The organism is Bradyrhizobium sp. GW821-FHT13H06 (assembly GCF_058803975.1).
Window position 1 is genome coordinate 890,533 of the sequence record NZ_JBXAPN010000003.1, and the last position, 20,963, is coordinate 911,495.

At 65.1% G+C, this 20,963-nt stretch carries 20 protein-coding genes and 1 pseudogene; 10 read left to right on the forward strand and 11 right to left on the reverse strand.

Features of this window, described 5'->3' with window-relative positions; genetic code table 11:
• The first annotated feature begins 68 nt into the window (after positions 1-68).
• Positions 69-866 (forward strand): enoyl-CoA hydratase-related protein, encoded by a 798-nt coding sequence (locus tag AC1RQP_RS16560; protein WP_492937726.1) that lies wholly within the window; start codon positions 69-71, stop codon positions 864-866.
• Here AC1RQP_RS16560 and ybiA read toward each other — a convergent pair.
• The 3 genes from ybiA to AC1RQP_RS16575 form a co-directional block, all read right to left on the reverse strand.
• Positions 863-1,426, reverse strand: a complete 564-nt coding sequence (ybiA, locus tag AC1RQP_RS16565) for a riboflavin biosynthesis intermediates N-glycosidase (RefSeq protein ID WP_492937727.1) — start codon at positions 1,424-1,426, stop codon at positions 863-865. The genes AC1RQP_RS16560 and ybiA overlap by 4 nt on opposite strands.
• 30 nt (positions 1,427-1,456) lie before the next feature.
• Positions 1,457-1,720, reverse strand: a complete 264-nt coding sequence (locus AC1RQP_RS16570; protein WP_492937728.1) for a hypothetical protein — start codon at positions 1,718-1,720, stop codon at positions 1,457-1,459.
• Between the two features lie 188 nt (positions 1,721-1,908).
• Positions 1,909-2,793 carry a LysR family transcriptional regulator gene (locus AC1RQP_RS16575; RefSeq protein ID WP_492937729.1) on the reverse strand — a complete coding sequence of 295 codons (885 nt, stop codon included), beginning with the start codon at positions 2,791-2,793 and terminating at the stop codon, positions 1,909-1,911.
• A 111-nt stretch (positions 2,794-2,904) separates the two neighbouring features.
• On the opposite strand from AC1RQP_RS16575, the gene AC1RQP_RS16580 reads away from it, so the two are divergent.
• The 4 genes from AC1RQP_RS16580 (at position 2,905) to AC1RQP_RS16595 (ending at position 7,084) form a co-directional block, all read left to right on the forward strand.
• Positions 2,905-4,272 (forward strand): FAD-dependent oxidoreductase, encoded by a 1,368-nt coding sequence (locus AC1RQP_RS16580; RefSeq protein WP_492937730.1) that lies wholly within the window; start codon positions 2,905-2,907, stop codon positions 4,270-4,272.
• Between the two features lie 34 nt (positions 4,273-4,306).
• Positions 4,307-5,311 (forward strand): ABC transporter substrate-binding protein, encoded by a 1,005-nt coding sequence (locus AC1RQP_RS16585; RefSeq protein WP_492937731.1) that lies wholly within the window; start codon positions 4,307-4,309, stop codon positions 5,309-5,311.
• 185 nt (positions 5,312-5,496) lie between these two features.
• Positions 5,497-6,270: an ABC transporter ATP-binding protein gene (locus AC1RQP_RS16590; protein WP_492937732.1), complete on the forward strand. Its 774-nt coding sequence runs from the start codon at positions 5,497-5,499 to the stop codon at positions 6,268-6,270.
• Positions 6,263-7,084: an ABC transporter permease gene (locus tag AC1RQP_RS16595; RefSeq protein ID WP_492937733.1), complete on the forward strand. Its 822-nt coding sequence runs from the start codon at positions 6,263-6,265 to the stop codon at positions 7,082-7,084. The genes AC1RQP_RS16590 and AC1RQP_RS16595 overlap by 8 nt, the downstream gene beginning before the upstream one ends.
• 215 nt (positions 7,085-7,299) lie before the next feature.
• Here the strand turns inward: AC1RQP_RS16595 and gtdA are convergent, their stop codons facing one another.
• Positions 7,300-8,340: a gentisate 1,2-dioxygenase gene (gene gtdA / locus AC1RQP_RS16600; RefSeq protein WP_492937734.1), complete on the reverse strand. Its 1,041-nt coding sequence runs from the start codon at positions 8,338-8,340 to the stop codon at positions 7,300-7,302.
• A gap of 141 nt (positions 8,341-8,481) precedes the next feature.
• On the opposite strand from gtdA, the gene maiA reads away from it, so the two are divergent.
• Together maiA and AC1RQP_RS16610 are read left to right on the forward strand one after the other, a co-directional pair.
• Positions 8,482-9,114, forward strand: a complete 633-nt coding sequence (maiA, locus tag AC1RQP_RS16605; protein WP_492937735.1) for a maleylacetoacetate isomerase — start codon at positions 8,482-8,484, stop codon at positions 9,112-9,114.
• Positions 9,104-9,616 (forward strand): MarR family winged helix-turn-helix transcriptional regulator, encoded by a 513-nt coding sequence (locus AC1RQP_RS16610; protein WP_492937736.1) that lies wholly within the window; start codon positions 9,104-9,106, stop codon positions 9,614-9,616. The genes maiA and AC1RQP_RS16610 overlap by 11 nt, the downstream gene beginning before the upstream one ends.
• A 175-nt stretch (positions 9,617-9,791) precedes the next feature.
• On the opposite strand, the gene AC1RQP_RS16615 is transcribed toward AC1RQP_RS16610, so the two are convergent.
• The 6 genes and pseudogenes from AC1RQP_RS16615 to AC1RQP_RS16640 all read right to left on the reverse strand — a co-directional run bounded on the left by AC1RQP_RS16615 (position 9,792) and on the right by AC1RQP_RS16640 (position 15,858).
• Positions 9,792-11,405 carry a benzoate-CoA ligase family protein gene (locus tag AC1RQP_RS16615; protein WP_492937737.1) on the reverse strand — a complete coding sequence of 538 codons (1,614 nt, stop codon included), beginning with the start codon at positions 11,403-11,405 and terminating at the stop codon, positions 9,792-9,794.
• Positions 11,402-12,541 (reverse strand): FAD-dependent monooxygenase, encoded by a 1,140-nt coding sequence (locus AC1RQP_RS16620; protein ID WP_492937738.1) that lies wholly within the window; start codon positions 12,539-12,541, stop codon positions 11,402-11,404. The genes AC1RQP_RS16615 and AC1RQP_RS16620 overlap by 4 nt, the downstream gene beginning before the upstream one ends.
• 189 nt (positions 12,542-12,730) lie before the next feature.
• Positions 12,731-12,865, reverse strand: a pseudogene (locus tag AC1RQP_RS16625) (hypothetical protein); the annotation flags it as partial.
• Between the two features lie 50 nt (positions 12,866-12,915).
• A complete protein-coding gene (locus AC1RQP_RS16630) occupies positions 12,916-13,782 on the reverse strand; it encodes a cysteine rich repeat-containing protein (RefSeq protein WP_492937739.1) in 867 nt (288 codons plus the stop codon).
• Between the two features lie 145 nt (positions 13,783-13,927).
• Positions 13,928-14,929 carry an NADP-dependent oxidoreductase gene (locus AC1RQP_RS16635; RefSeq protein ID WP_492937740.1) on the reverse strand — a complete coding sequence of 334 codons (1,002 nt, stop codon included), beginning with the start codon at positions 14,927-14,929 and terminating at the stop codon, positions 13,928-13,930.
• A 110-nt stretch (positions 14,930-15,039) separates the two neighbouring features.
• Positions 15,040-15,858, reverse strand: a complete 819-nt coding sequence (locus AC1RQP_RS16640; RefSeq protein ID WP_492937741.1) for an ATP-grasp domain-containing protein — start codon at positions 15,856-15,858, stop codon at positions 15,040-15,042.
• Between the two features lie 384 nt (positions 15,859-16,242).
• On the opposite strand from AC1RQP_RS16640, the gene AC1RQP_RS16645 reads away from it, so the two are divergent.
• From AC1RQP_RS16645 to AC1RQP_RS16655, 3 genes are all read left to right on the forward strand, one after another.
• Positions 16,243-17,016, forward strand: coding sequence for a ferredoxin--NADP reductase (locus AC1RQP_RS16645; RefSeq protein WP_194391116.1), 774 nt, complete (start codon positions 16,243-16,245; stop codon positions 17,014-17,016).
• Positions 17,017-17,438: 422 nt separating this feature from the next.
• Positions 17,439-19,127, forward strand: coding sequence for an FMN-binding glutamate synthase family protein (locus AC1RQP_RS16650; protein WP_492937742.1), 1,689 nt, complete (start codon positions 17,439-17,441; stop codon positions 19,125-19,127).
• Positions 19,128-19,261: 134 nt separating this feature from the next.
• A complete protein-coding gene (locus AC1RQP_RS16655) occupies positions 19,262-19,501 on the forward strand; it encodes a PilZ domain-containing protein (RefSeq protein WP_492937743.1) in 240 nt (79 codons plus the stop codon).
• A gap of 39 nt (positions 19,502-19,540) precedes the next feature.
• Here the strand turns inward: AC1RQP_RS16655 and AC1RQP_RS16660 are convergent, their stop codons facing one another.
• A complete protein-coding gene (locus AC1RQP_RS16660) occupies positions 19,541-20,836 on the reverse strand; it encodes a hemolysin family protein (RefSeq protein WP_492937744.1) in 1,296 nt (431 codons plus the stop codon).
• Positions 20,837-20,963 lie beyond the last annotated feature (127 nt).

Consider the following 20,963-nt stretch of genomic DNA (forward strand, 5'->3'; position numbering starts at 1 on the left):
AAGATATGGATCAGGACGCGCCGTCTCGGCCATACTGCGTAGTAAACAAGCCGACCGGAGGATCGCCGATGACTGCCAGCCCCGTCCTGTGGACTCTCGATGAGCGTGGGGTTGCGACCGTCACGTTGAACCGGCCGGAGGTCAACAACGCCTATGACGGCGCGCTGATCGCGGGTGTGCTCGGGGCCATGGACGATCTCGGCAGAAAGCCGAACCTGCGCGTCGTCGTGCTCAGGGGCAACGGCAAGCATTTCCAGGCCGGCGCCGACCTCAAATGGATCAACGGCGTGCGGCCGCAATCGGCTGAAGCGAACGGAGCGGCGTCGCGGGCCACCTTCGAAGCGGTGCAGCGGCTCAACACGCTGCCGATCCCGACCGTCGCACTGGTGCAGGGCGGCTGCTTCGGCGGCGGCACCGGCGTGATCGCGGCCTGCGATGTCGTGATCGCCGCGGACAACGCCCTGTTCTCGATCACCGAAGTGCGCTGGGGCCTGACCGCCGCGATCATCATCCCGCAGCTCTGCGACGCCATCGGCGTTCGGCAGGTCCGCCGCTACGCGCTGACCGGCGAGCGCTTCGGCGCCGAGGACGCCCGCCGCATCGGCCTCGTCCACGAGGTGGTGCCGCTTGCCGAACTCGAAGCCGCAGGCAGCAAGGTGGTCGAGCAATTGCTCGCCAACGGGCCGGAGGCGATGGCTGAAACCAAGAAGCTCGCGCTGGAGAGCTCGTTCGGCGGCATGGCGGTGGACGATGCCGCTTACACCCGGCTCGTGCAGCTGCATTCGCTCAAGCGCCAGAGCGCCGAGGCAGCGGAAGGGCTGGCTTCGTTCGCGGAAAAGCGTGCGGCGAACTGGGGCGGCGGCTAGGCCGCCCACTCTTTCGTCCGCAGCGACTCACGAGTTTTCATGAGCGCAAAACCCAGCAGATTGAGCCCGGGCCAAGCATGCGGGTCTCCAGCCCGCTTGTCGTCGGCGGCAAGACCGATTCCCCAAATGCTGTCGACGGGACTGGCTTCCACAAGCACGGTCTCGCCGGTCGCGAGCAGCCAGTCTCCGAGCTCGGGGTTTTGGCCGAACTTCGCCAGATTGCCGCGCACTGCCACGTCGAAGCGATGAGCGATCCAACGCTCATCGTCGTAGTTCTTCACCAACCGACCGAGCTTTTTCGCCTGCGATGGAGCAGGTGCAGCAAGGATGGCGTCGAGGGTGTCTCGATCCCCAAAGAGCTCGGCCTTCTGCGCCATCATGTAGTGCTCGGCCGTTGCGTAGGCCTGGCCATCAACGATGAACGTCGCCGGCCACCACTGGCTGAGCACGTGCTTGTCGACCCTGTGATCCTTGGGCGTGTGTCCCCAGAAGAAAAGAAACTCGGGAACCCATCCAGAGCTGACGGCACTCTTCAGTGCGTCCAACCCGTCGATTTGCATCCATCCTCTCCTTTCATCATCATGGTACGCTCAGCAGCCGCGGCAGATGTTGTTGATGCTGCGGTAGACCGCGTCGTCGTCCTGCCGCAGCTGGCGCATCGTTTCGAGTGTCTTGCTCTCGTCGCTCGCAGGTGCAGGCTTGCGCTTTGCGGCCAGCTCTTCCTCCTGACGCTTGTAGCAGGCCTCGCGATCAGGCTTGGCCTGGATGAAGCGGCAGTTCTGCTCGAGGGCTGCGGCGGGCGTGGTTGAGAGCGCGAGGGCGACGACGGCGGGCAGGGCATGTTTCAAGAGCATCGGATCCGTTGTTTGACATGAGCGCGGCACTGTAGCCCGGATGAGCGAAGCGACATCCGGGAATACGGCGAGCGGCCCCGCATATCGCTTCGCTCATGCGGGCTACGGCCTCCGCGTACTTGGCGCACCTTCTCTCAGGTCCATTCTGCGAGAGCAACCGCCATCTTGTGACACCTTCGCGACGCAGCCTACAGCGACCGCGCCAGCGACGTTTTCAGCAGGGTGAGCAGCGCCTGCACCGCGGCGGCATTGCGCCGCCGTTCGGGGATCGCGGCCTTCACCCACAATTCGGGAATCGGAAAGTCGCGCAGCACCGGTTTGAGCGTGCCGTCGCGTAAAGAGTCCGCGACGAGATAGTGGGAGATCAGCGCGATACCATTGCCGGCGATGGCGCTGCGTGCCAGCACATGCCCCTCATTGGAGGAGAGCAGTGGGCTGACCTGGACGCTGATGCGGCCGCGCGGTCCGTCGAAGACCCATTCGGGGCCGGTGGGCATGAAACTGAGGCAACGATGCTCGACGAGGTCGCGCGGATGTTTTGGTGTGCCATGTTTCTTCAGGTAAGCCGGCGAGGCGCAGAGCAGCCGCTTCAGCGGGCAGAGCGGCTCGTCGATCACGCCGCCGAAGGAATGCGGGAAGGCGCCGATGGCGATGTCAAACCCCTCGGTGACGGGATCGACCGGACGATCGATCAGCACGATCTCGAGTTTTAGCCGCGGGTTCTGGGTCTGGAAGGCGCTGAAGGCATCGGCGAGGCGCGCCACCGTCAGCGAGGTCGGCGCCTTGATGCGCAGGTGATCGACGAGGTCGTGGCCCTTCTCGCCCATGCGCGAGAGCAGGTCGGTGGCGTCGGCCACGACACCACGCGCGCGATGCACATAGCGCTGCCCCGCTTCGGTGAGCCGCAATTGCCGCGTCGAACGGTGAAACAGCGGCGTGCCGATTCGTGCCTCCAGCTGCGTGACGCGCTTGGCGACGACCGAGGTCGAAACATTGAGCTTTCGTGCGGCGGCGGAGAATCCGGCCGCATCCGCGGTGGCGAGGAAGGCCTGAAGGTTCACCAGGACGTCCATGTCGGCCTTCCTCGATTCGCGAAAGCTGATCGCGTATTTTGGTGGATTGTAGCTTGCTGCGCGTTAATTCATAGTCGCCCTCAAGCAAGAAATTTCGGGAGCGGACGCGCCATGCGGGCGACGATGATCGAAGAGCCGGCACGACAAGTGCCGCTCTATGGCGAATACGAAGTTGTCGTGCTCGGCGGCGGACCGGCCGGCATCGTGGCGGCAGCTTCAGCGGCGCGCGCGGGACGGAAGACGCTGCTGATCGAGCGTTACGGCTTCCTCGGCGGCATGGGCACCGCGGCCGGCGTCACCAATTTCTGCGGCCTGCACGGCAATGTCTATGGCGAGCACCGGCGGCTGGTGCAGGGCATGGCGTCGGATCTGCTGGCGCGGATTGATCGGCTGAACGGCCTCAACACGCCGCATCTGATCCTCGGCAAGGTCTTCGCGCAGGCCTATGACACCGCCGCGTACAAGATCGCCGCTGACCAGCTTCTGGCCAGTCACAAGGTGCATATCCTCTTCCATGCGCTCGGTGCCGGCGTCGTGATGGGCGATGACCGCCGCATCGACGCGCTGCTGGTCGAGACCAAGGCCGGCCGGCAGGCGGTGCGATCAGAAATCTTCATCGACTGCTCGGGCGATGGCGATCTCGCCGTGTGGGCCGGGGCGCCGTTCGAGGTCGGCGACGAGCAGGGCCATCCGCTCTATCCCTCGATGATGCTCCGCCTCAACGGCATCGATCCCGGGAAGGCGGGCGAGGCCTGGCGGACCATCCCGCAACTGATGGAGAAGGCGCTCGCGGCCGGCACGCACACATTCCCGCGCAAGAGCGCCATCGTGCGGCCGCAAAAATCCGGCATCGAATGGCGCGTGAACTTTACGCAGGTCGCGCGCGAGGACGGCCATGCCATCAACGGCATCGAGCCCGACGATCTCACCCGCGGCGAGATCGAGGGCCGCAAGCAGGCGCTCGCCGCGTTCGAATTCCTGCGCAGCGCCGTGCCGGGCTTTGAAAATTCCTACATCGTCGACCTGCCGCCGCAGCTCGGTATCCGCGAGACCCGCCGCATCGAGGGCGGTTATCAGCTCAGCGGCGAGGACGTGCTCGGCTGCGCCTCGTTCGAGGATTCCATCGGCGTCAATGGCTGGCCGATCGAGGCCCATGTTCCCGGCGACGTCGTCTTCACATTCCCGCCAATTCCGGAATCGCGCGGCTACAACGAGCTGCCCTACCGGATGCTGGTGCCTCAAGGCGTCGACAATCTCCTGGTCGCCGGCCGTTGTGCCTCGATGACACATGAAGGCCAGTCGGCGGCGCGGGTCTCCGGTGCCTGTTTCGTGATGGGCGAGGCTGCCGGTTCCGCCGCCGCGCTGGCGCTCTCCGGAAACCGAATCCCGCGTGACATCCCCATTGAAAAATTGCAGGAAACGTTGAAGCAACAGGGCGCCTTCATCGGGCGGGACCAGGCCGTCCCCGAAGGGCTGTAGCGGACTGCAAGACAACGACGGCGGAGGAATTGGAATGATCGGGATGGCGCGGCTCGCGATAGCGGGCCTTGTGGCGATCATGGCGATGGGCACGGCGCGGGCCGAGGATGTGCTGAAGGCCAAGATCGGCGTGCTCCGCCTGTCGTCTTCCGCGCCCGTCTTCATCGCGCAGGACAAGGGCTATTTCCGCGACGCCGGCCTGGAGGTCGAGCTGAAATTCTTCGATGCGGCGCAGCCGATCGCGGTGGCGACGACCTCGGGCGACGTCGATTTCGGCGTCACGGCCTTCACCGCGGGCCTCTACAATCTCGCCGGCAAGGGCGTGCTGAAGGTGATCGGCGGCATGAGCCGCGAGAAGCCCGGCTATCCCCTGATCGGCTATTTCGCCAGCAACAACGCCTATGCCGCCGGCCTGAAGACCCCGAAGGATCTCGCCGGCAAGCGCGTGGCGGTGACGCAGGTCGGATCGAGCTTTCACTATTCGCTCGGCCTGCTCGCCGACAAATACGGCTTCAAGCTCGCCGACGTGAAGATCGTGCCGCTGCAATCGCTGTCGAATGCGGCGGCTGCGCTCAAGGGCGAGACCGTCGATGCCGCGCTGCTGCCGATCTCCACGGCGCGAAAGCTGATGGACGAAGGCGGCGCGAAGTTCCTGGGCTGGGTCGGCGACGAGACGCCATGGCAGTTGGGAGCGGTGTTCGCCTCGCCGAAGACGCTGGCCAACAAGACACTGGTCACAAAACTGCTGGGCGCGCTCGCCAAGGCCGATCGCGAATATCACGATGTCATCCTCGCTGCGATGAAGGACGGCGTCGCGCCGATCAATGACAAGACCAAGCCGCTCTTGGAGATCATCGCGAAGTACACCAACCTCCCGGTCGAGCAGGTGGTCGGCAATTGCGCCTATGTCGATCCCGACGGCAAGCTCGACGTCAAGAATGTCGACGACCAGATCAAATGGCTGCAGGAGCAGGGCTTTGCCGACAAGGGCTTTGATGCCAATGCGATCATCGCCAAGGAATTCGTGAAGGCGGATTGATCGATGCGCTTTCCCAACCATCCCCGTCACCCTGAGGTGCCCACCTTGCGGCGTGCCGCAAGGTGGGCCTCGAAGGGCGCACGGCCCGGATGCAGCGGGGCCGCTCATCCTTCGAGGCTCTCATTGCGATGCGTTCGCATCGCAATGAGAGCACCTCAGGATGACGGATCGGGAAGGGCGATCGAATGGACCTGATCGCCAGCCACATCTCCCATCGCTTCGGCGATCTCGCCGTGCTCGACGACGTCTCCTTCACCGTTAGCGCCGGCGAGGTGGTGGCGATCGTGGGGCCCTCGGGTTGCGGCAAGAGCACGCTGCTGTCGATCCTCGGTGGGCTGTTGCAGCCGACCTCCGGCGCGGCTGAGCTGCGCGGCGCGCCGCCGGCAGACAGTCTCAATCCGCTGACCTTCGTGTTCCAGGATTTTGCGCTGCTGCCCTGGGCCACGGTGGAGGAGAATGTCGAATTCCCGCTGCTGCATGCCCAGCTTACCGCTGCGCAACGCCGTGCGCTGGTCGAAGACGCCCTGCGCCGCACCGGCCTGACCGATTTCCGTCAGACCTATCCAAAGCAGCTTTCCGGCGGCATGCGCCAGCGCGTCGGCATCTCGCGCGCGCTTGCCGTGAAGCCCGCGATCCTGCTGATGGACGAGCCGCTCTCGGCCCTGGATTCGCAGACCCGCGAGCTCCTGATGGAAGACTTTGTCCGCCTGCTCGCCGAAGGCGGCATGGGCGCGGTCTACGTCACCCACAATCTCGAAGAAGCCGCACGGCTTGCCGACCGCATCGTGGTGCTGTCGCGGCGGCCGGGACGCATCCGCGAGGTCGTGACCGTGCCGATGACGCGCGCGGCGCGAGGCGAAGCGGCGGCGCGCGAAAGGCTGCTTGCGCTCCAGAACCAGATCTGGTCGCTGATCCGCAACGAGGCGATCGATGCCGAGCGCGAGGTCCAGCATGCTTGACCGCGCGCCGGCGGAGATTGCGAAGGACACTGCGACGCGCCGCGTCCGCTTCCGCGGCGCGGGCTTCGTGCCGGACTCGAGCCGCCACGGCGGCTGGATCGCGCTCGCGCTCGTCATCGCCATCTGGCAGGCCGCCGGCAGCGCCGGCCTCGTCAATCCGCTGTTCCTGCCGGCGCCCTCGGCGATCGCGCGCGCGATCTACCAGCTCGCGATCTCAGGCGCGCTCTGGCAGCACGTCTCGGCCTCGCTGCTGCGCATCGGCGTCGGCTGGCTGCTCGGCACCGCGGCCGGTGTCGCCGTCGGCTTTGCCATCGGCCTGTCGCGGCTGGCGCGCAGCGTCGGCATCACCTTCATCTCGGCGCTGTTCCCGATTCCGAAGATCGCGCTGCTGCCGCTGTTGATCCTCTGGCTCGGCATCGGCGAAGAGCCGAAGATCGCGACCATTGCGCTCGGCGTCTTTTTCTCGACCGCGATCTCGGTCTATAGCGGCGTCGATGCGGTGCCGCGCAACCTGATCCGCATGGCGCAGAGCTTCAACGTTCCGTTTGCCACCATCGTGCGCAAGGTGATCTGGCCGGGCGCGCTGCCCGCGATCCTCGCCGGCTTCCGCATCACCGCCTCCGTGGCGCTGCTGCTCGTCGTCAGCGCCGAGATGATCGGCGCGCAATACGGCATCGGCGCCTTCGTGCTGCAGGCCGGAAATCTGATGCAGACCGATCAGCTGCTCGCGGGCGTGGTGATCCTGTCGGTGTTCGGGCTGGCAGTGGGCAAGGTGATCGGCTGGCTGGAGACGGGGCTGTTGCACTGGCGGTGAAGCATACTCCGTCATTGCGAGCGCAGCGAAGCAATCCAGCATCTTTCCGCGGGGCAGTCTGGATTGCTTCGTCGCAAGTGCTCCTCGCAATGACGATGGGGCTAGAGCGCGATGCGATTAGGATGGATCGTTATCGCGCTTTAGGTTGTTGTTTAAGCATGGTCTTTTCGGAAAACCGCTGCGCACTTTTCCGGATCATGCTTTAGCAGCGCGCCTCACGCGTTGCCGCGATCTTCCCTGAACAAATCCAGCTTCTGCTGCACTGGCCGGTCCGAGAAGCTGAACAGCACGGCGTCGTCATCCGCCTCGTGCGTCACCCAGTGCCAGCTCGGCACCACGAACAGATCGCGCGGGCCCCATTCGAAAACGGTATCGCCGATGCGGCTGCGGCCCTTGCCTTCGATCGGGCAGAACACCGTCGCATCGGTCGCGCGATAGCGCGCGGTCTTGAAGCCCCTGGGCAAAAGCTGGATGAAGGTGCCGATGGTCGGCATGGCGAAATCGCCGGTCTCGGGGTTGCTGAACTTCAGCTTGAGCCCGTGACAGGCGTCCCACTCCTGGCTCGCGCGGGCCTTCTCCAGCGCCTCGCGGGTGTAGGCATAGGGATAGCTGAAGATCGGCGAGGTCTTCGAGCTCCGCTTCACATCGACCGGCAAGAGATTGTGGCCGTAGCGCGCAAAGCTGTCGCCGGCAGGTTTCGTGATCTTCTGCTGGTCTTCCTTCGATCCTTCCGCGAAGGAGCAGTCGAAGAACTGCACCAAGGGGATATCGAGACCGTCGAGCCAGAACATCGGCTGGTCGGTCTCGTTGGAATGATCGTGCCAGGTCATGGACGGCGTAATGATGAAATCGCCGGGCTCCATCGCGGTGCGCTCACCATCGACGGCGGTGTGGGCGCCTTTGCCCTCGAGCACGAAACGCAGCGCGGACTGGCTGTGCCGGTGCGCAGGGGCGACGTCGCCGGGCACCACCATCTGCACGCCCGCGTAGAGCGAGGTCGTGATCTTGGACTGGCCGCGCAGCCCCGGGTTCTCCAGCACCAGCACGCGCCGCTCGGCTTCCTTGGCGGTGATGAGCTTGCCGGCCTCGAGCATGTAGTCGCGGATGACGTCGAACTTCCAGAGATGCGGCCGGCAGGCGCTCTTCGGCTCCGGCGTGATCAGGTCGCTCATCACCGTCCACAGCGCGGTGAGATTCTCGCCGTCGATCTTGCGGTAGAACGCCTCGCGTTCCGGCGTCTTGGTCACGGCTTCCATGGTTGCTGCTCCCGATCGTTTGTTGATTGACAGTATACTGACGATCTGGGTTGCGTCAATGTGACGGGCCTATGTATAAGACAGTCATTCCGGGTTCGGCACTTCGATCCGCCGCGGAATGACGAAAACAGGGAGGTCCCGATGAAGCTGCACGGCTATTTCCGCTCCAGCGCCGCCTATCGGGTGCGGATCGCGCTGAACCTCAAGGGGCTCGGCGCCGAGCATCTGCCGCATCATCTTCGCAAGGGCGAACAATGCGCGCCCGCTTATCTGGCCATCAACCCGCAGGGCCTCGTGCCCGCGCTGGAGAGCGAGGGCGGTGCGGTGCTGACGCAATCGGTCGCGATCATCGAATGGCTCGACGAGACCCACCCCAGTCCTCCGCTGCTGCCGAAGGATCCGCTTCGCCGCGCCAAGGTGAGGGCATTCGCGCTGGCGATCGCCTGCGACACCCATCCGGTGCAGAATTTGAAGGTGCTGGCGCGGCTGCGCGAACTCGGGCTGCCTGAGGAGAAGGTCCAGGACTGGGCGGCGTGGGTCAATCGCGAGGGCCTGTCGGCCTGCGAGACCCTGATCCGAGCTGAGAAGGGGCCGTTCTGCTTCGGCGATGTGCCGACGCTGGCCGATCTCTGCCTCGTGCCGCAGCTTACCAATGCCCGCCGCTTCGGCGTCGACGTCTCCGCCTATCCGCGCCTGCTCGAGGCCGAGGCCGCCGCCAAGGCGCTGCCCGCCTTCGCCGATGCCGCACCGGAGAAGCAGCCCGATGCCGAGTAAGCCTGCCGCTCCGATCACCATGGACGCGGTCTATGCCGCGCCGGGCTATCTGTTCCGGCGCATGCAGCAGATCGCGGTCTCGATCTTCATGGAGGAGTGCAAGGCGTTCGATCTCACCCCGGTGCAATATGCCGCGCTGGTCGCGATCCATACCCATCCCGGCATCGACGCGACGCGGCTGTCGGCGGTGATCGCCTTCGACCGCTCCACGCTCGGCAGCGTGATCGAGCGGCTTCAAGCCAAGGGCTATATCGAGCGCAAGCCGGCGCCAGAAGACAGGCGGATCAAGCTGCTCCACCTGACCAAATCAGGCGCCGCGATCCTGCGCGACATCATTCCCGTCGTCGAACGTGCCCAGGCGCGGATGCTGGAACCGCTGAAGCCCGCCGACCGCAAGGCGCTGATGGGGCTGCTGGTGCAGCTCGTCGATCTCAACAACGAGGCCTCGCGCGTGCCGCTGCGGGCCGAGGACGCGCTGGAGCATCTGGGGAAGGCTGGGTGAGAGGGCTTCCAATGTCTCGTGTCCCGGACGCGCTGCAGCGCCCTTGCGCTGCTGCGCAGAGCCGGGACCCAGAACATTGGACGCGTGGCGCTGAAGTGTGGGCCCCGGCTCTGCATCGCTTCGCGCTGCACTGCGTCCGGGGCACAGCGCCGCGGCTACAACTGGGCCGCCGACCTCACATCCTCAGCAATGCCTGCCGGTCGATCTTCCCCGTGCCCGTCTTCGGCAGCTCGTCGATGAAGATCACCTCGCGCGGATATTTGTATGGCAAGAGCTTGCCCTTGACGTAGTCCTGCAGCCTGCGCGTCGCCTCACCCTGGTCGACGGCGCGGTTGTTCATCACCACCACCGCCTTCAGCGTCATCCGGCGATCCGGCAATTCTGCGGCGAACACCGCGCATTCGCGGATGTCGGGGTGGTCGGCGAGACACAGCTCGACCTCGAGCGGATAGACCCACTGGCCGGAGATCTTGATGAGATCGTCGGCGCGGCCGCGGAAGAAGTGGAAGCCGTCGGCATCGCGGACGAAGCGGTCGCCGGTGTAGATCCAGCCGCCCTCGCGAATCGTTTCCGCGGACTTGTCCGGCCGGTTCCAGTACAGCGGCGTGTTGGAATCGCCGCGCACCCACAGGATGCCTTCCTCGTTATCGCCGACCTCGTTTCCGTCCTTGTCGCGCAGCGCGACCTCGTAGCCGGGCACGCGCAGGCCGGCGGCGCCGAGCTTCTTCTGCTCGGGCCGGTTGGAGAGATAGATGTGCAGCACCTCGGTCGAGCCGAGGCCTTCGACGATTTCGAGCCCCGTGAGCGTCTTCCAGCCGTTGAAGACCTCGGCCGAGAGCACCTCGGCGGCGGAGAGCGCCATGCGCAGCGACGAGAAATCCGTCTTGTCCGCGCCGTCGGCCTTTGTCAGCGATGTATAAAGCGTCGGCAGCCCGAAGAAGACCGTCGGCTTGTATTGCGCGATCGCCGCGAAGATCGACGCCGGCTTGGGCTGGCCCGGCAGCAGCAGCGTCGCGGCGCCGGCAGAGAACGGGAAGGTGACGGAATTGCCGAAGCCGTAGGCGAAGAAGATCTTCGGCACCGAGAAGCAGATGTCGTCAGGCGTCAGCTTCAGCACGTTCTGCGCAAAGGCGGCATTGCTATAGGCCATGTCGTGCTGGAGATGCACGATGCCCTTGGGCCGTCCGGTCGAGCCGGAGGAGTACATCCAGAACGCCATCTCGTTGCGACGGGTGTCGGCTTCGGCGAGATCAGCCGGGAATTGCGCGAGCCAGTCTGCTGCCGCGAGCGTCGCAGGCGCGGCATGCTCGCCCGCCGCCCCGTTGACGACGATCAGCGTATGGAGCGTCGTATCCTTGCACGCCTCCGCGTTGAAGCGCGCCGCGAACTCGGCATCCGCGACCGCGACGGCCGCCCCGGAATCGGCGAGATAGAATTGCAGAAGGTCCGGCGGCGTCAACGTGTTGATCAGGAGCGGCACGAAGCCGGCCCGCACCGCGCCGAAGAAGGCCGCCGGGTAGGCCGGCGTGTCGTCGAGGAACAGGAGCACGCGATCGCCGCGCTCGAGGCCGAGCGAGGCGAAACCGTTGCCCCACCGGCAGGCTTCGCCGCAGAGCTCGGCATAGGTCCGCGTGCCTGCCGGGCCCATGAGCGCCATCTTGTCGCCGCGGCCCTTGCCGAGATTGTCGAACAGCACGCGGCTGGCATTGTAGATCTCGGGAACGGCAAAGCCTATTTCGCGTGCGCCCGCGCCGTCCGCGGGCACCTGGTCGCGGATCTCGTTGCTCATGCCGCATCTCCGCCGTTCTTGGCCGCCTCGTAGCGCGCCATGAAGGCCGGCGACATCGCGCGCAGCCGGAAATCGTCGATGCGGCCGGAGCGGGTGATGTAGCTGTAGGCGAAGTCCAGCAGGGGAAGCTTCATGTGCTCGGCGAAGTGCTCGTACCAGAACGCGCTCGTGCGCGCGGCATCGACGAGCTTCTGCACGATGGGCTTGCGCGCGGCCTGATAGCGATGCAGCGCGGTCGCAAGATGCGCATCCGACTCCAGCGCCTTGACCAGCGCGATCGCGTCCTCGATCGCGAGCCGCGTGCCCGAGCCGATCGAGAAATGTGCGGAATGCAGGGCGTCGCCGAGCAGCACCATGTTCTTGAACGACCAGTGCTCGTTCCAGACCCAGGGAAAGTTGCGCCAGACCGATTTGTTGGAGACGAGGCAATGGCCGCCGAGCGTGTCGGCGAACACCTCCTCGCAGACACCCTTGGACTGCTCGACGTCCTTGTAGGCGAAGCCGTAGGCCTGCCAGGTTGCGTGATCGCATTCGACCAGGAAGGTGCTTATGCCCGGCGAATAGCGGTAGTGATGGGCGTTGAAGGCGCCGCGGTCGGTCTTCACGAAGGTCTGCGACAGCGTGTCGAAGCGTTTCGAGGTGCCGTACCAGACGAACTTGTTGGAGGAGTAGGACAGCGACGTCCCGAAATCGCCTTCGAAGGCGCGGCGGACCAGCGAGTTCAGGCCATCAGCGGCGACGATCAGATCGTGGCCGTTGAGTTGGTCGATGGCTTGGATCGGCGTGTCGAAGCGCGGCGTGACGCCGACATCGAGCGCGCGCTGCTGCAGGAACTTGAGCAGCTCGAGGCGCCCGATCGAAGAGAAGCCGACCCCGTCTATGGCGACGCTGTCGCCGTGCAGGTTCAGCGTGATGTTCTCCCAGCTCTCCATATGCGGGGCGATCGCATCGACCGTCTCGGGGTCGTCGGCTCGCAGGAATTCCAGCGCTTGGTCGGAGAACACGACGCCAAAGCCCCAGGTCGCGTCGGCCGGGTTCTGTTCGAACAGGTCGACCTGATCCTCGGGATGACGCTTCTTCCAAAGATAGGCGAAGTAGAGCCCACCTGGCCCCCCGCCAATCACGGCGATCCGCAACGTCTGCCTCCCTAATTGACAGTATACTTACTATCTAGGGGTAGACTAATGTGCTCCGGCTCCCGGCGCCAGCGGAATTATCGGCAAGGCCGGCACGCCAAAGCTCGCCTTCGAACACCCGTTTCGCCGGTGTCCGAAACCTCAGGTGCGAACCATAGCCAAACCGGGGCGAATTGGCCACCGGGGGCATCAGACGCAGCGCTTCACATAGACCCCGTTCACCAGCGCCCTGGTGCAACGGACCGCGGGCACGGGCTTGCGGACCACGACGGCCGCGTTCGGACCGGCGCAGCCGGCGCGATACACGCCGCGGGCGCACACCACTTCGCACGCCGACCATCATTGCCGCGCGCCTTGCCGCGCGATGCGCCGCCTCATCGTGCCGCGAAGGGGGCGAGCACGTCCTTGCACGCGGGCGACAGCGAGGCGGCCCTGTTGGAGATGCATTGAATGATACGGCCGCCGCCGGGCGCGACCCCGGCGCAGAGCGTGCGGATGTCGGCGCCGCAGGCCGACCTCACGATGAACAACTCCTCTCGCGGCAGCAACGGGCGCAAGACGATCACGGCTGGCGCGGCTGCTGCCGCCGCTGGCGCTGCAGCTGCCGCCGGCGCTGCGCCCGCTGGCGCTGCCGTCTTTGCTGCGCCGCCGCCGGCTGCGGCGCTCACGGCCTTCTCGCAGGCCGGCGAGACCTTGGCCTTGTTCTTCTCCAGGCATTCGAGCGCCGCTGCGCCGCCCGGCGTCACGCTGGCGCAGACCTTGGGATAGTCGGCGCGGCACGCGCTCTTGACGGCCGCAACCTGCGCGCTGCTCGGCTGCTTGGCGGCAGCGGCCTTCGGCGTCGGTGCAGCGGCGGGCTGCGCTGCGGGCGCGGGCTCAGCCTTGGACGCAGCGGGCGGCGCCGATTCCACCTTGGGAGCGGCTTCCTTGGGCGCAGCCTCGGTCTTCGGCGCGGCGGGCGCGGCTTCGGTCTTCGGAGCCGCAGCGGGCTCGACGGCACGAACCGCGGTCTGGCATCCCGATGACAGGCTGGACATGTTTTTCGCCAGGCATTGATACGCTTCCGTGCCGCCGGGCGTCACGCTCGCGCAGTGCGCCATGAAATCCGAGCGGCATGCGGAGCGGATGGCGCTCTTCTGGGCCTCGGTCGGCGCTTGCGCGGCTGCCGATGTCGCGGTCGCAAAGAGTGCCGCCGCCAGCAGCGCCTTGCGCCGCGATGCATGCTTCAACGTGTTGAACATCTGAATGATTTCCTGCCCGTCGGGTGAGCCGAGGATTCTTGAAATGTGATGCAATCGCAATCGTCGCGAGTGACGCCTCGCAAGGCAGCATCATTCGCCGCTTTGACCTCACCCGCAAGTCAATTATGCCAGCGCCGACGGCGTCTCAGAGCCGGACCATGCGTTTGCCGCGGTTCTCGCCCGCGAGCAATCCGATCAGCGCCTTCGGTGTGTTCTCGAAGCCGTCGATGATATCCTCCTGCACCCTCAGCTTGCCGGACTTCACCCAGGCCTGCAGGTCAGCGAGCGCACGCTGGCTCTCCTTCATGTAGTCCATCACGATGAAGCCCTGCATGACGAGCCGCTTCACCACGATCAGCCCGGGCACGCCGCGCGGGCCGTGCGCGGCAGGCGCGCCGTCATACTGCGAGATCGCGCCGCAGCAGGCGATGCGGCCGTAATTGTTCATCTGTGGCAGGCAGGCTTCGAGGATGTCGCCGCCGACATTGTCGAAATAGACGTCGATGCCTTTCGGCGCCGCTGCGCGCAGCGCCTTGAACACCGCGCCGTCCTTGTAATCCACCGCGGCATCGAAGCCGAGCTCGGAGGTCAGCCACCCGCACTTGTCCGCGCCGCCGGCGATGCCGATGACGCGGCATCCCTTGATCTTCGCGATCTGTCCGACGATCGAGCCGACCGAGCCCGCAGCCGCCGAGACCACGACCGTCTCGCCCTCTCTGGGCTTGCCGATCTCCAGCAGGCCGAAATAGGCGGTGAGACCGGCGATGCCGAACACGCTGAGCAGGTGCGTCATCGGCTCGAGCTTCGGCATCTTGGTGAGATGCTTGGCCGGCACTGCCGCAAATTCCTGCCAGCCGGTGTCGCCGAACACGATGTCACCCGGCGCAAGCTCCGGCGCCTTCGAACTGACGACCTCGGCGATGGCGCCACCGGCCATCACGCTGTTGGCCTCGACCGCGGAACGATAGGTCGCGCCGTGCATCCAGGCGCGGTTGGCGGCATCGAGCGAGATGAAGCGCACGCGCAGCAACGCCTCGCCGTCCTTCGGCTCCGGCACTGTGCCCTCCACCATCTTGAAATGCTCGGGGCCGAGCTTGCCGCCGGGCTTCTCCACCAGCAGGATCTGGCGATTGACGTTGCCGTTCATGGCGTTCCCCTCTTTGATTCTTTGACGACCATTGATGCAGCCGCCGCGAACAAGACCCGCAGGCCGCATTTGCTATGCGTGGCCTCAAGGCTAGAGCGCTGCGTTCCATTTCACAACTGGAACATCCGCTCATCTTCCCCGAACACCCGGTCCAGCGCCGCGTCATATGTTGCCTGCACCAGTTCCGGATGCAGCTTGCCCAGCGCTTCCATCATCACGCCGGAATTGATCTCGAGCACTTTCCATTCGCCGTCGACACGCACCACGTCGATCGACGCAAAGGCAATGCCGATGGCGCTCGCGGCATCGACCGCGAGCTTCACGCAAGCCGTTCGAACCTCGCCGTCCTCCAGCAGCACGGGCTTTGCAGTGGCATCGAGATTGTGTCGCCAGTCCGAGCCACGCTGCTTGCTGTAGACGACGAGGGGCAGATCACCGAGCTGCACGACACGGACCTCGTCTTCGATCGCCAGATAGGGCGAGATCGCGAGTCCAGCGTTCATCGAGAAAACGTCGTCAACCGCGTGATCGAGTTCCGCCACCGTCGACACCTTGAACACCGACCGTCCCGACGTTCCCTCGTTCGGCTTCACCACCACACCTTGCGGATGGTCGCGAAGCAGTTCGAGCATGGCCTCTCGCCAGGTGGGGCCAACGATATTCCTGCCGAGCCTTGGGTTGAGGAAGAGCCGATGGGGAACGCATGGCACACCGGCCATCTCCAGCGCCTCGGCAGTCGCCGATTTGTCGTTGGCGAGGCGGTGGGCGATGGCGCTGTTGAGGCCGATGTCGTAGCCGAAGGCGAAGTGGCGCCTTTCGCCCCGGCGCATCGCGATCAGCCAGCCGCCGGGGCGGACATCGACCGTGATCCCATGCTGGGCGCAATAGCGCCTGATCGCCTGGACGAAGATCCGCTCGCCGTCTGCCATCTGCTCCAGTCGCTCTTCAGTCGTTCCTGGCGCCAAAAGCCGCAAAAGACGGGAATCGGCGCCAGACCGGGGTGAAAATCAGAGCTATTCTTAATGAAATTCTCGCGAGCGCGACGGAAATTAAGTGCTGCCATCGCGCCCCGCAGGGAAAAGAAATTGCCCACCGCGCGCGCTCGGCAGCAAATTCATCAATGATGCGCGGAATTCCGCCCAAATGCCGGTTTGATCGGCATCAATTGCATCCGAAACGAGGTTGATTATTGGTCTCAATGGCGTAGATCACACACGCGAAATCCTCCGCCATGGCAGATGGTGCCCGCCCCGCGTCAGGGGCCGGGCAGCGCTTTTGCCCTAAAACCGCAGTTATTCGGAATATCGAAAATCATGAGCGCGTTTTACCGAGAGAAGGTTCTTTCCGTCCACCACTGGACCGACACGCTGTTCAGCTTCCGCGCCACCCGCGATACCGGCTTCCGCTTCCAGAACGGCCAGTTCGCCATGATCGGCCTCGAGGTCGACGGCCGTCCGCTGCTGCGCGCCTACAGCATGGCGAGCGCCAACCACGAGGAAGAGCTCGAGTTCTTCTCGATCAAGGTTCAGGACGGCCCGCTCACCTCGCGCCTCCAGAAGATCAAGGAAGGCGACACCATCCTGGTCGGCCGCAAGGCGACCGGCACGCTGATCACCGACAATTTGCTTCCCGGCAAGCGGCTGATGCTGCTCTCGACCGGCACGGGCCTCGCGCCGTTTGCGAGCCTGATCAAGGATCCCGAGGTCTACGACCAGTTCGAGTCGATCGTCCTGGTGCATGGCTGCCGCCAGGTCTCCGAGCTCGCCTATGGCGAGAAGCTCGTTGCGACCTTGCGCGAGGATGAGCTGTTCGGCGAACTGCTCGCGGACAAGCTCGTCTATTATCCGACCGTGACCCGCGAGCCGTTCAAGAACCGTGGCCGCATCACCGACCTCATCAGCTCCGAGCAGATCTTCAACGACATCGGCCAGGGCCCGCTCGATATCGAAACCGACCGCATCATGATGTGCGGCAGCCCGGCGATGCTCGAAGAGCTGAAGGCGATGTTCGAGAGCCGCGATTTCGTCGAGGGAAGCGGCAACAAGCCTGGCCATTTCGTGATCGAGAAGGCCTTCGTCGAGCGGTAAGTTCTGTCGAAGAAGTGGCGTGATCGCGCGCCACACCCGACTCGTCGTCCCGGACAAGCGCGCCTAAGCGCGCGTAGATCCGGGACCCATAACCACAGGCCGTGGTTATGCGACGAGGCGGAGCGGACAGCTTTCCCAGCCCCAAAATCTCGTGGTTATGGATCCCGGGTCTGCGCTGACGCTTGCCCGGGACGACGGCTGAGCTTGTGGATCCAGTGTGGCCCGCTCGCAGCCCCATAGGAGCCTTGTGGCCTGCGGTCTCTTCCTCCCAACCCTTCTGTTGCGGTGCAGCAGCCCGCGATCGAGGCTGATTGATTTGCCTCGGCCGAATTCGCTAGCCAGAAACAAGGGCGGCGTCATATCCGTATGACAGGGGCGGGCGTATCGTATCGCTGCTGTAGGCAGGCAAGAGGACGGGAATCGTGGCCAACGACGACAAGACACATGAATCCCCCAAGCGCCTGCCGCTCGCGGAAGAGGGGATCATGGAAACCATGCTGCTGCCCTTCTCGCCGCGCTACATCGTGCTGACGATCTGCGCGGTGGTCACCGCGCTCCTGATCGGCATCGGCATCGCCGACCGCAAGATCTTCGACATCCTGCTGGTCCCGATCCTGATCTTCGGCGCACTGACGCTGCTCGGCATCCGCGATCTCCTGCAGAAGAGCCACGCGGTGCTGCGCAACTACCCGATCTCCGCGCATATCCGCTTCCTTCTGGAAGAAATCCGGCCCGAGATGCGGCAATATTTCTTCGAGAGCGAGAAGGACGGCATGCCGTTCTCGCGCGACACCCGCGCGGTGGTCTATCAGCGCGCCAAGATGGAGCTCGACAAGCGTCCCTTCGGCACCCAGGAGGACGTCTACCGCGACGGCTACGAGTGGATGCATCACTCGGTCGCGCCGAAGACGCATGCCGCGGAGAAATTCCGCATCACCATCGGCGGCCCAGATTGCACCAAGCCCTATTCGGCCTCGGTGTTCAACATTTCGGCGATGAGCTTTGGCGCGCTCAGCCCGAACGCGGTGCGGGCGCTGAATGCCGGCGCCAGGAAGGGCGGCTTCGCGCACGACACCGGCGAGGGCGGCGTCAGCCCCTATCACCGCGAGATGGGCGGCGACATCATCTGGGAGATCGGCTCGGGCTATTTCGGCTGCCGTCGTCTCGACGGCACCTTCGATCCCGAAGCGTTCGCGCGCGTCGCCAGCGAAGACCAGATCAAGATGGTCGAGCTCAAGATCAGCCAGGGCGCCAAGCCCGGCCATGGCGGCGTGCTGCCGGCGGCCAAGGTCTCGGAAGAAATCTCGAAGATCCGCGGCGTCGCCATGGGCGAGGACTGCATCTCGCCGGCTTCGCACCGGGTCTTTTCCACACCCGTGGGCATGATGCAGTTCATCGCCGAGATGCGCCGCCTCTCCGGCGGCAAGCCGGCCGGCTTCAAGCTGTGCATCGGCCATCCCTGGGAGTTCCTGGCGATCTGCAAGGCGATGATCGAGACCGGCATCTATCCTGATTTCATCGTCGTCGACGGCAATGAGGGCGGCACCGGCGCCGCACCGCTGGAGTTCATGGATCATCTGGGCATGCCGATGCGCGAGGGCGTCAACTTCGTCCACAATGCGTTGATCGGCATCAACGCGCGCGATCGCATCAAGATCGGCGCCTCCGGCAAGATCGCAACCGCCTTCGACATGGCGCGCGCCATGGCGATCGGCGCCGACTGGTGCAATTCGGCGCGCGGCTTCATGTTCTCGCTCGGCTGCATCCAGTCGCTGAGCTGCCACACCGACCGTTGTCCGACCGGTGTTGCGACGCAGGACCCGACGCGTGCGCGCGCGCTCTACGTGCCGCTCAAGATCGATCGCGTCCACAATTACCATCATGCGACGCTGTACTCGCTGACGGAGCTCATTGCCGCCGCCGGCCTCGAACATCCGCAGCAGCTGCGCCCGATTCACTTCAGCCAGCGGACGTCGACGACCCAGGTGCAATCCTTCGCGCAGCTCTATCCGGCACTGCGCCCGGGCGAGCTGCTCGAAGGTACGGAAGACCCGCGCTTCCGCGACGCCTGGCGCATGGCGCGCGCCGCGACGTTCGAGCCCGCGCTGTAGGATTCCGGTCGCAGAAATTCACCGCGCTTCAGGTTGTTGTGTGAGCATGATCTTTTCGGAAAACCGCTGCGCACTTTTCCGGATCATGCTTTGGCGCTTAACGTTTGGTTCAGCTTTGGGTGTAAATTCCGCCCATGGACGAGCGACGCAGCAAGGCGCGACATCGGGTGCTGAAGGCCGGAACCATCGAGTTCGGCGGCGGCGCGATCGACTGCGCCGTTCGCAATCTCTCCGATCATGGCGCCGCACTCGACGTCACCAGCCCCATCGGCATCCCCGAGCATTTCACCTTGTTCGTCCCGGCCGACGGAACGCATCTGTCCTGCACCGTGGTCTGGCGCAAGGAAAAGCGGATCGGGGTGAAGTTCGGGTAAGGGCTTTGCGTTGTCCGGGACGACAGCGGAGATTTTAGCTCACGCCGCAGCCCGTTCGCTCCGCCGGGTTGCCAGGATCTTGTCGATCCTCCGTCCGTCGAGATCGACCACCTCGATGTGCCAGCCGCGGAAATCGAAGGCATCGCCGGCACTGGGGAGCGCGTTGAACTGTTGCAGCACCAGGCCCGCCACCGTGTTGTAGCGGTGCGGCGGCAATTCGACACCGAGCAGCTCGCCGAATTCGTCGGCCGGCATCCAGCCGGAGATCAGGAGCGAATCGTCGGCGCGCCTGACATAGGCCGGCTCCGGCGGCCCCGCCTCGGAATGAAAGGCGCCGACGATCGACTCGAGGATGTCGGTGGCGGTCACCACGCCTTCGAAGGCACCGTATTCGTCGTAGACGAAACCGACGTGAACCGGAGCCGCTTTCAGGATGGTCAGCACGTCGCGCGCATCGGCCGACACCGGGATGCCGGGTGCCTCGCGCACGAGCGCGCGCAGATCCGGCGTGCGTTCGTTCATGTAGGCCACCAGCAGGTCCTTGGCCTGGAGCACGCCGATCGGCTTGTCGCGGTCGCCGTCGGAGACGGGAAAGCGCGAATGCGGGCTCCTGGCGATGATCTCCCGGATGGCGGCCGGATCGTCATTCAGGTCGATCTCGTCAACCTCCGTGCGCGGCGTCATGACGGCGCCGACAGGCCGATCGCCGAGCCGCATCACGCCCGCGATCATCTCCTTCTCGCCCGGCTCGAGCACGCCCGCGCTCTCGGCTTCGCTGACGAGGTGATGGATCTCGTCCTCCGACACCTTCTCCTCGGCCTTGCCGCCGCGGCCGAGCAGGGTGAGGATCAGCTTTCCGGAGACGTCGAGCAGGAAGACGAGCGGTAGCGATATCTTCGCCAGTACATGCATCGCGGGCGCGACGCGGACTGCGATGCTCTCGGGATCGCGCAGCGCCACCTGTTTCGGCACCAGCTCGCCGACGATGAGGGTGGCGTAGGTGATGAGCGTGACCACGATGCCGACCCCGACGATGTCGGCAATGCCCTTGGAGAGGCCGAGCTCGAGCAGCCATTGCGTCAGCCGCTGCCCGAGCGTTGCGCCCGAGAACGCGCCGGAGAGCACACCGACCAGCGTGATGCCGATCTGCACCGTCGACAGGAACTTGCCGGGATCGGCGGCCAGCGTCAGCGCCCGCTCGGCGCCGCGCACGCCCTTGGCCGCGAGCAGCGACAGCCGCGCCGGACGCGACGAGACCACGGCCAGCTCGGACATGGAGAGCAGGCCGTTGATGACGATCAGGACGACGACGATGACGAGTTCGAGCGAGAGCATTGACCTTCCGGAGGTAAGCAAGTGTGGCCGGATGACGGCGCAGGCCATTGATATAGGTATTCGGTGAGGAGATGCTGGTGATTCCGCGCATTCAGGCCTCGAAGGGAACCGGCGTCCGGCGGTGTTC

Bases quoted from the DNA above. Each gene is read 5' to 3' on its own strand.
- AC1RQP_RS16580 (WP_492937730.1), top strand. From the start codon at position 2,905: ATGCGGGCGACGATGATCGAAGAGCCGGCACGACAAGTGCCGCTCTAT.
- gtdA (WP_492937734.1), bottom strand. From the start codon at position 8,340: ATGGAAGCCGTGACCAAGACGCCGGAACGCGAGGCGTTCTACCGCAAG.
- AC1RQP_RS16560 (WP_492937726.1), top strand. From the start codon at position 69: ATGACTGCCAGCCCCGTCCTGTGGACTCTCGATGAGCGTGGGGTTGCG.
- AC1RQP_RS16655 (WP_492937743.1), top strand. From the start codon at position 19,262: ATGGACGAGCGACGCAGCAAGGCGCGACATCGGGTGCTGAAGGCCGGA.
- AC1RQP_RS16590 (WP_492937732.1), top strand. From the start codon at position 5,497: ATGGACCTGATCGCCAGCCACATCTCCCATCGCTTCGGCGATCTCGCC.
- AC1RQP_RS16660 (WP_492937744.1), bottom strand. From the start codon at position 20,836: ATGCTCTCGCTCGAACTCGTCATCGTCGTCGTCCTGATCGTCATCAAC.
- AC1RQP_RS16575 (WP_492937729.1), bottom strand. From the start codon at position 2,793: ATGGACGTCCTGGTGAACCTTCAGGCCTTCCTCGCCACCGCGGATGCG.
- maiA (WP_492937735.1), top strand. From the start codon at position 8,482: ATGAAGCTGCACGGCTATTTCCGCTCCAGCGCCGCCTATCGGGTGCGG.
- AC1RQP_RS16585 (WP_492937731.1), top strand. From the start codon at position 4,307: ATGATCGGGATGGCGCGGCTCGCGATAGCGGGCCTTGTGGCGATCATG.
- AC1RQP_RS16640 (WP_492937741.1), bottom strand. From the start codon at position 15,858: ATGGCAGACGGCGAGCGGATCTTCGTCCAGGCGATCAGGCGCTATTGC.
- AC1RQP_RS16610 (WP_492937736.1), top strand. From the start codon at position 9,104: ATGCCGAGTAAGCCTGCCGCTCCGATCACCATGGACGCGGTCTATGCC.
- AC1RQP_RS16645 (WP_194391116.1), top strand. From the start codon at position 16,243: ATGAGCGCGTTTTACCGAGAGAAGGTTCTTTCCGTCCACCACTGGACC.
- AC1RQP_RS16635 (WP_492937740.1), bottom strand. From the start codon at position 14,929: ATGAACGGCAACGTCAATCGCCAGATCCTGCTGGTGGAGAAGCCCGGC.
- AC1RQP_RS16595 (WP_492937733.1), top strand. From the start codon at position 6,263: ATGCTTGACCGCGCGCCGGCGGAGATTGCGAAGGACACTGCGACGCGC.
- ybiA (WP_492937727.1), bottom strand. From the start codon at position 1,426: ATGCAAATCGACGGGTTGGACGCACTGAAGAGTGCCGTCAGCTCTGGA.
- AC1RQP_RS16615 (WP_492937737.1), bottom strand. From the start codon at position 11,405: ATGAGCAACGAGATCCGCGACCAGGTGCCCGCGGACGGCGCGGGCGCA.
- AC1RQP_RS16630 (WP_492937739.1), bottom strand. From the start codon at position 13,782: ATGTTCAACACGTTGAAGCATGCATCGCGGCGCAAGGCGCTGCTGGCG.
- AC1RQP_RS16570 (WP_492937728.1), bottom strand. From the start codon at position 1,720: ATGCTCTTGAAACATGCCCTGCCCGCCGTCGTCGCCCTCGCGCTCTCA.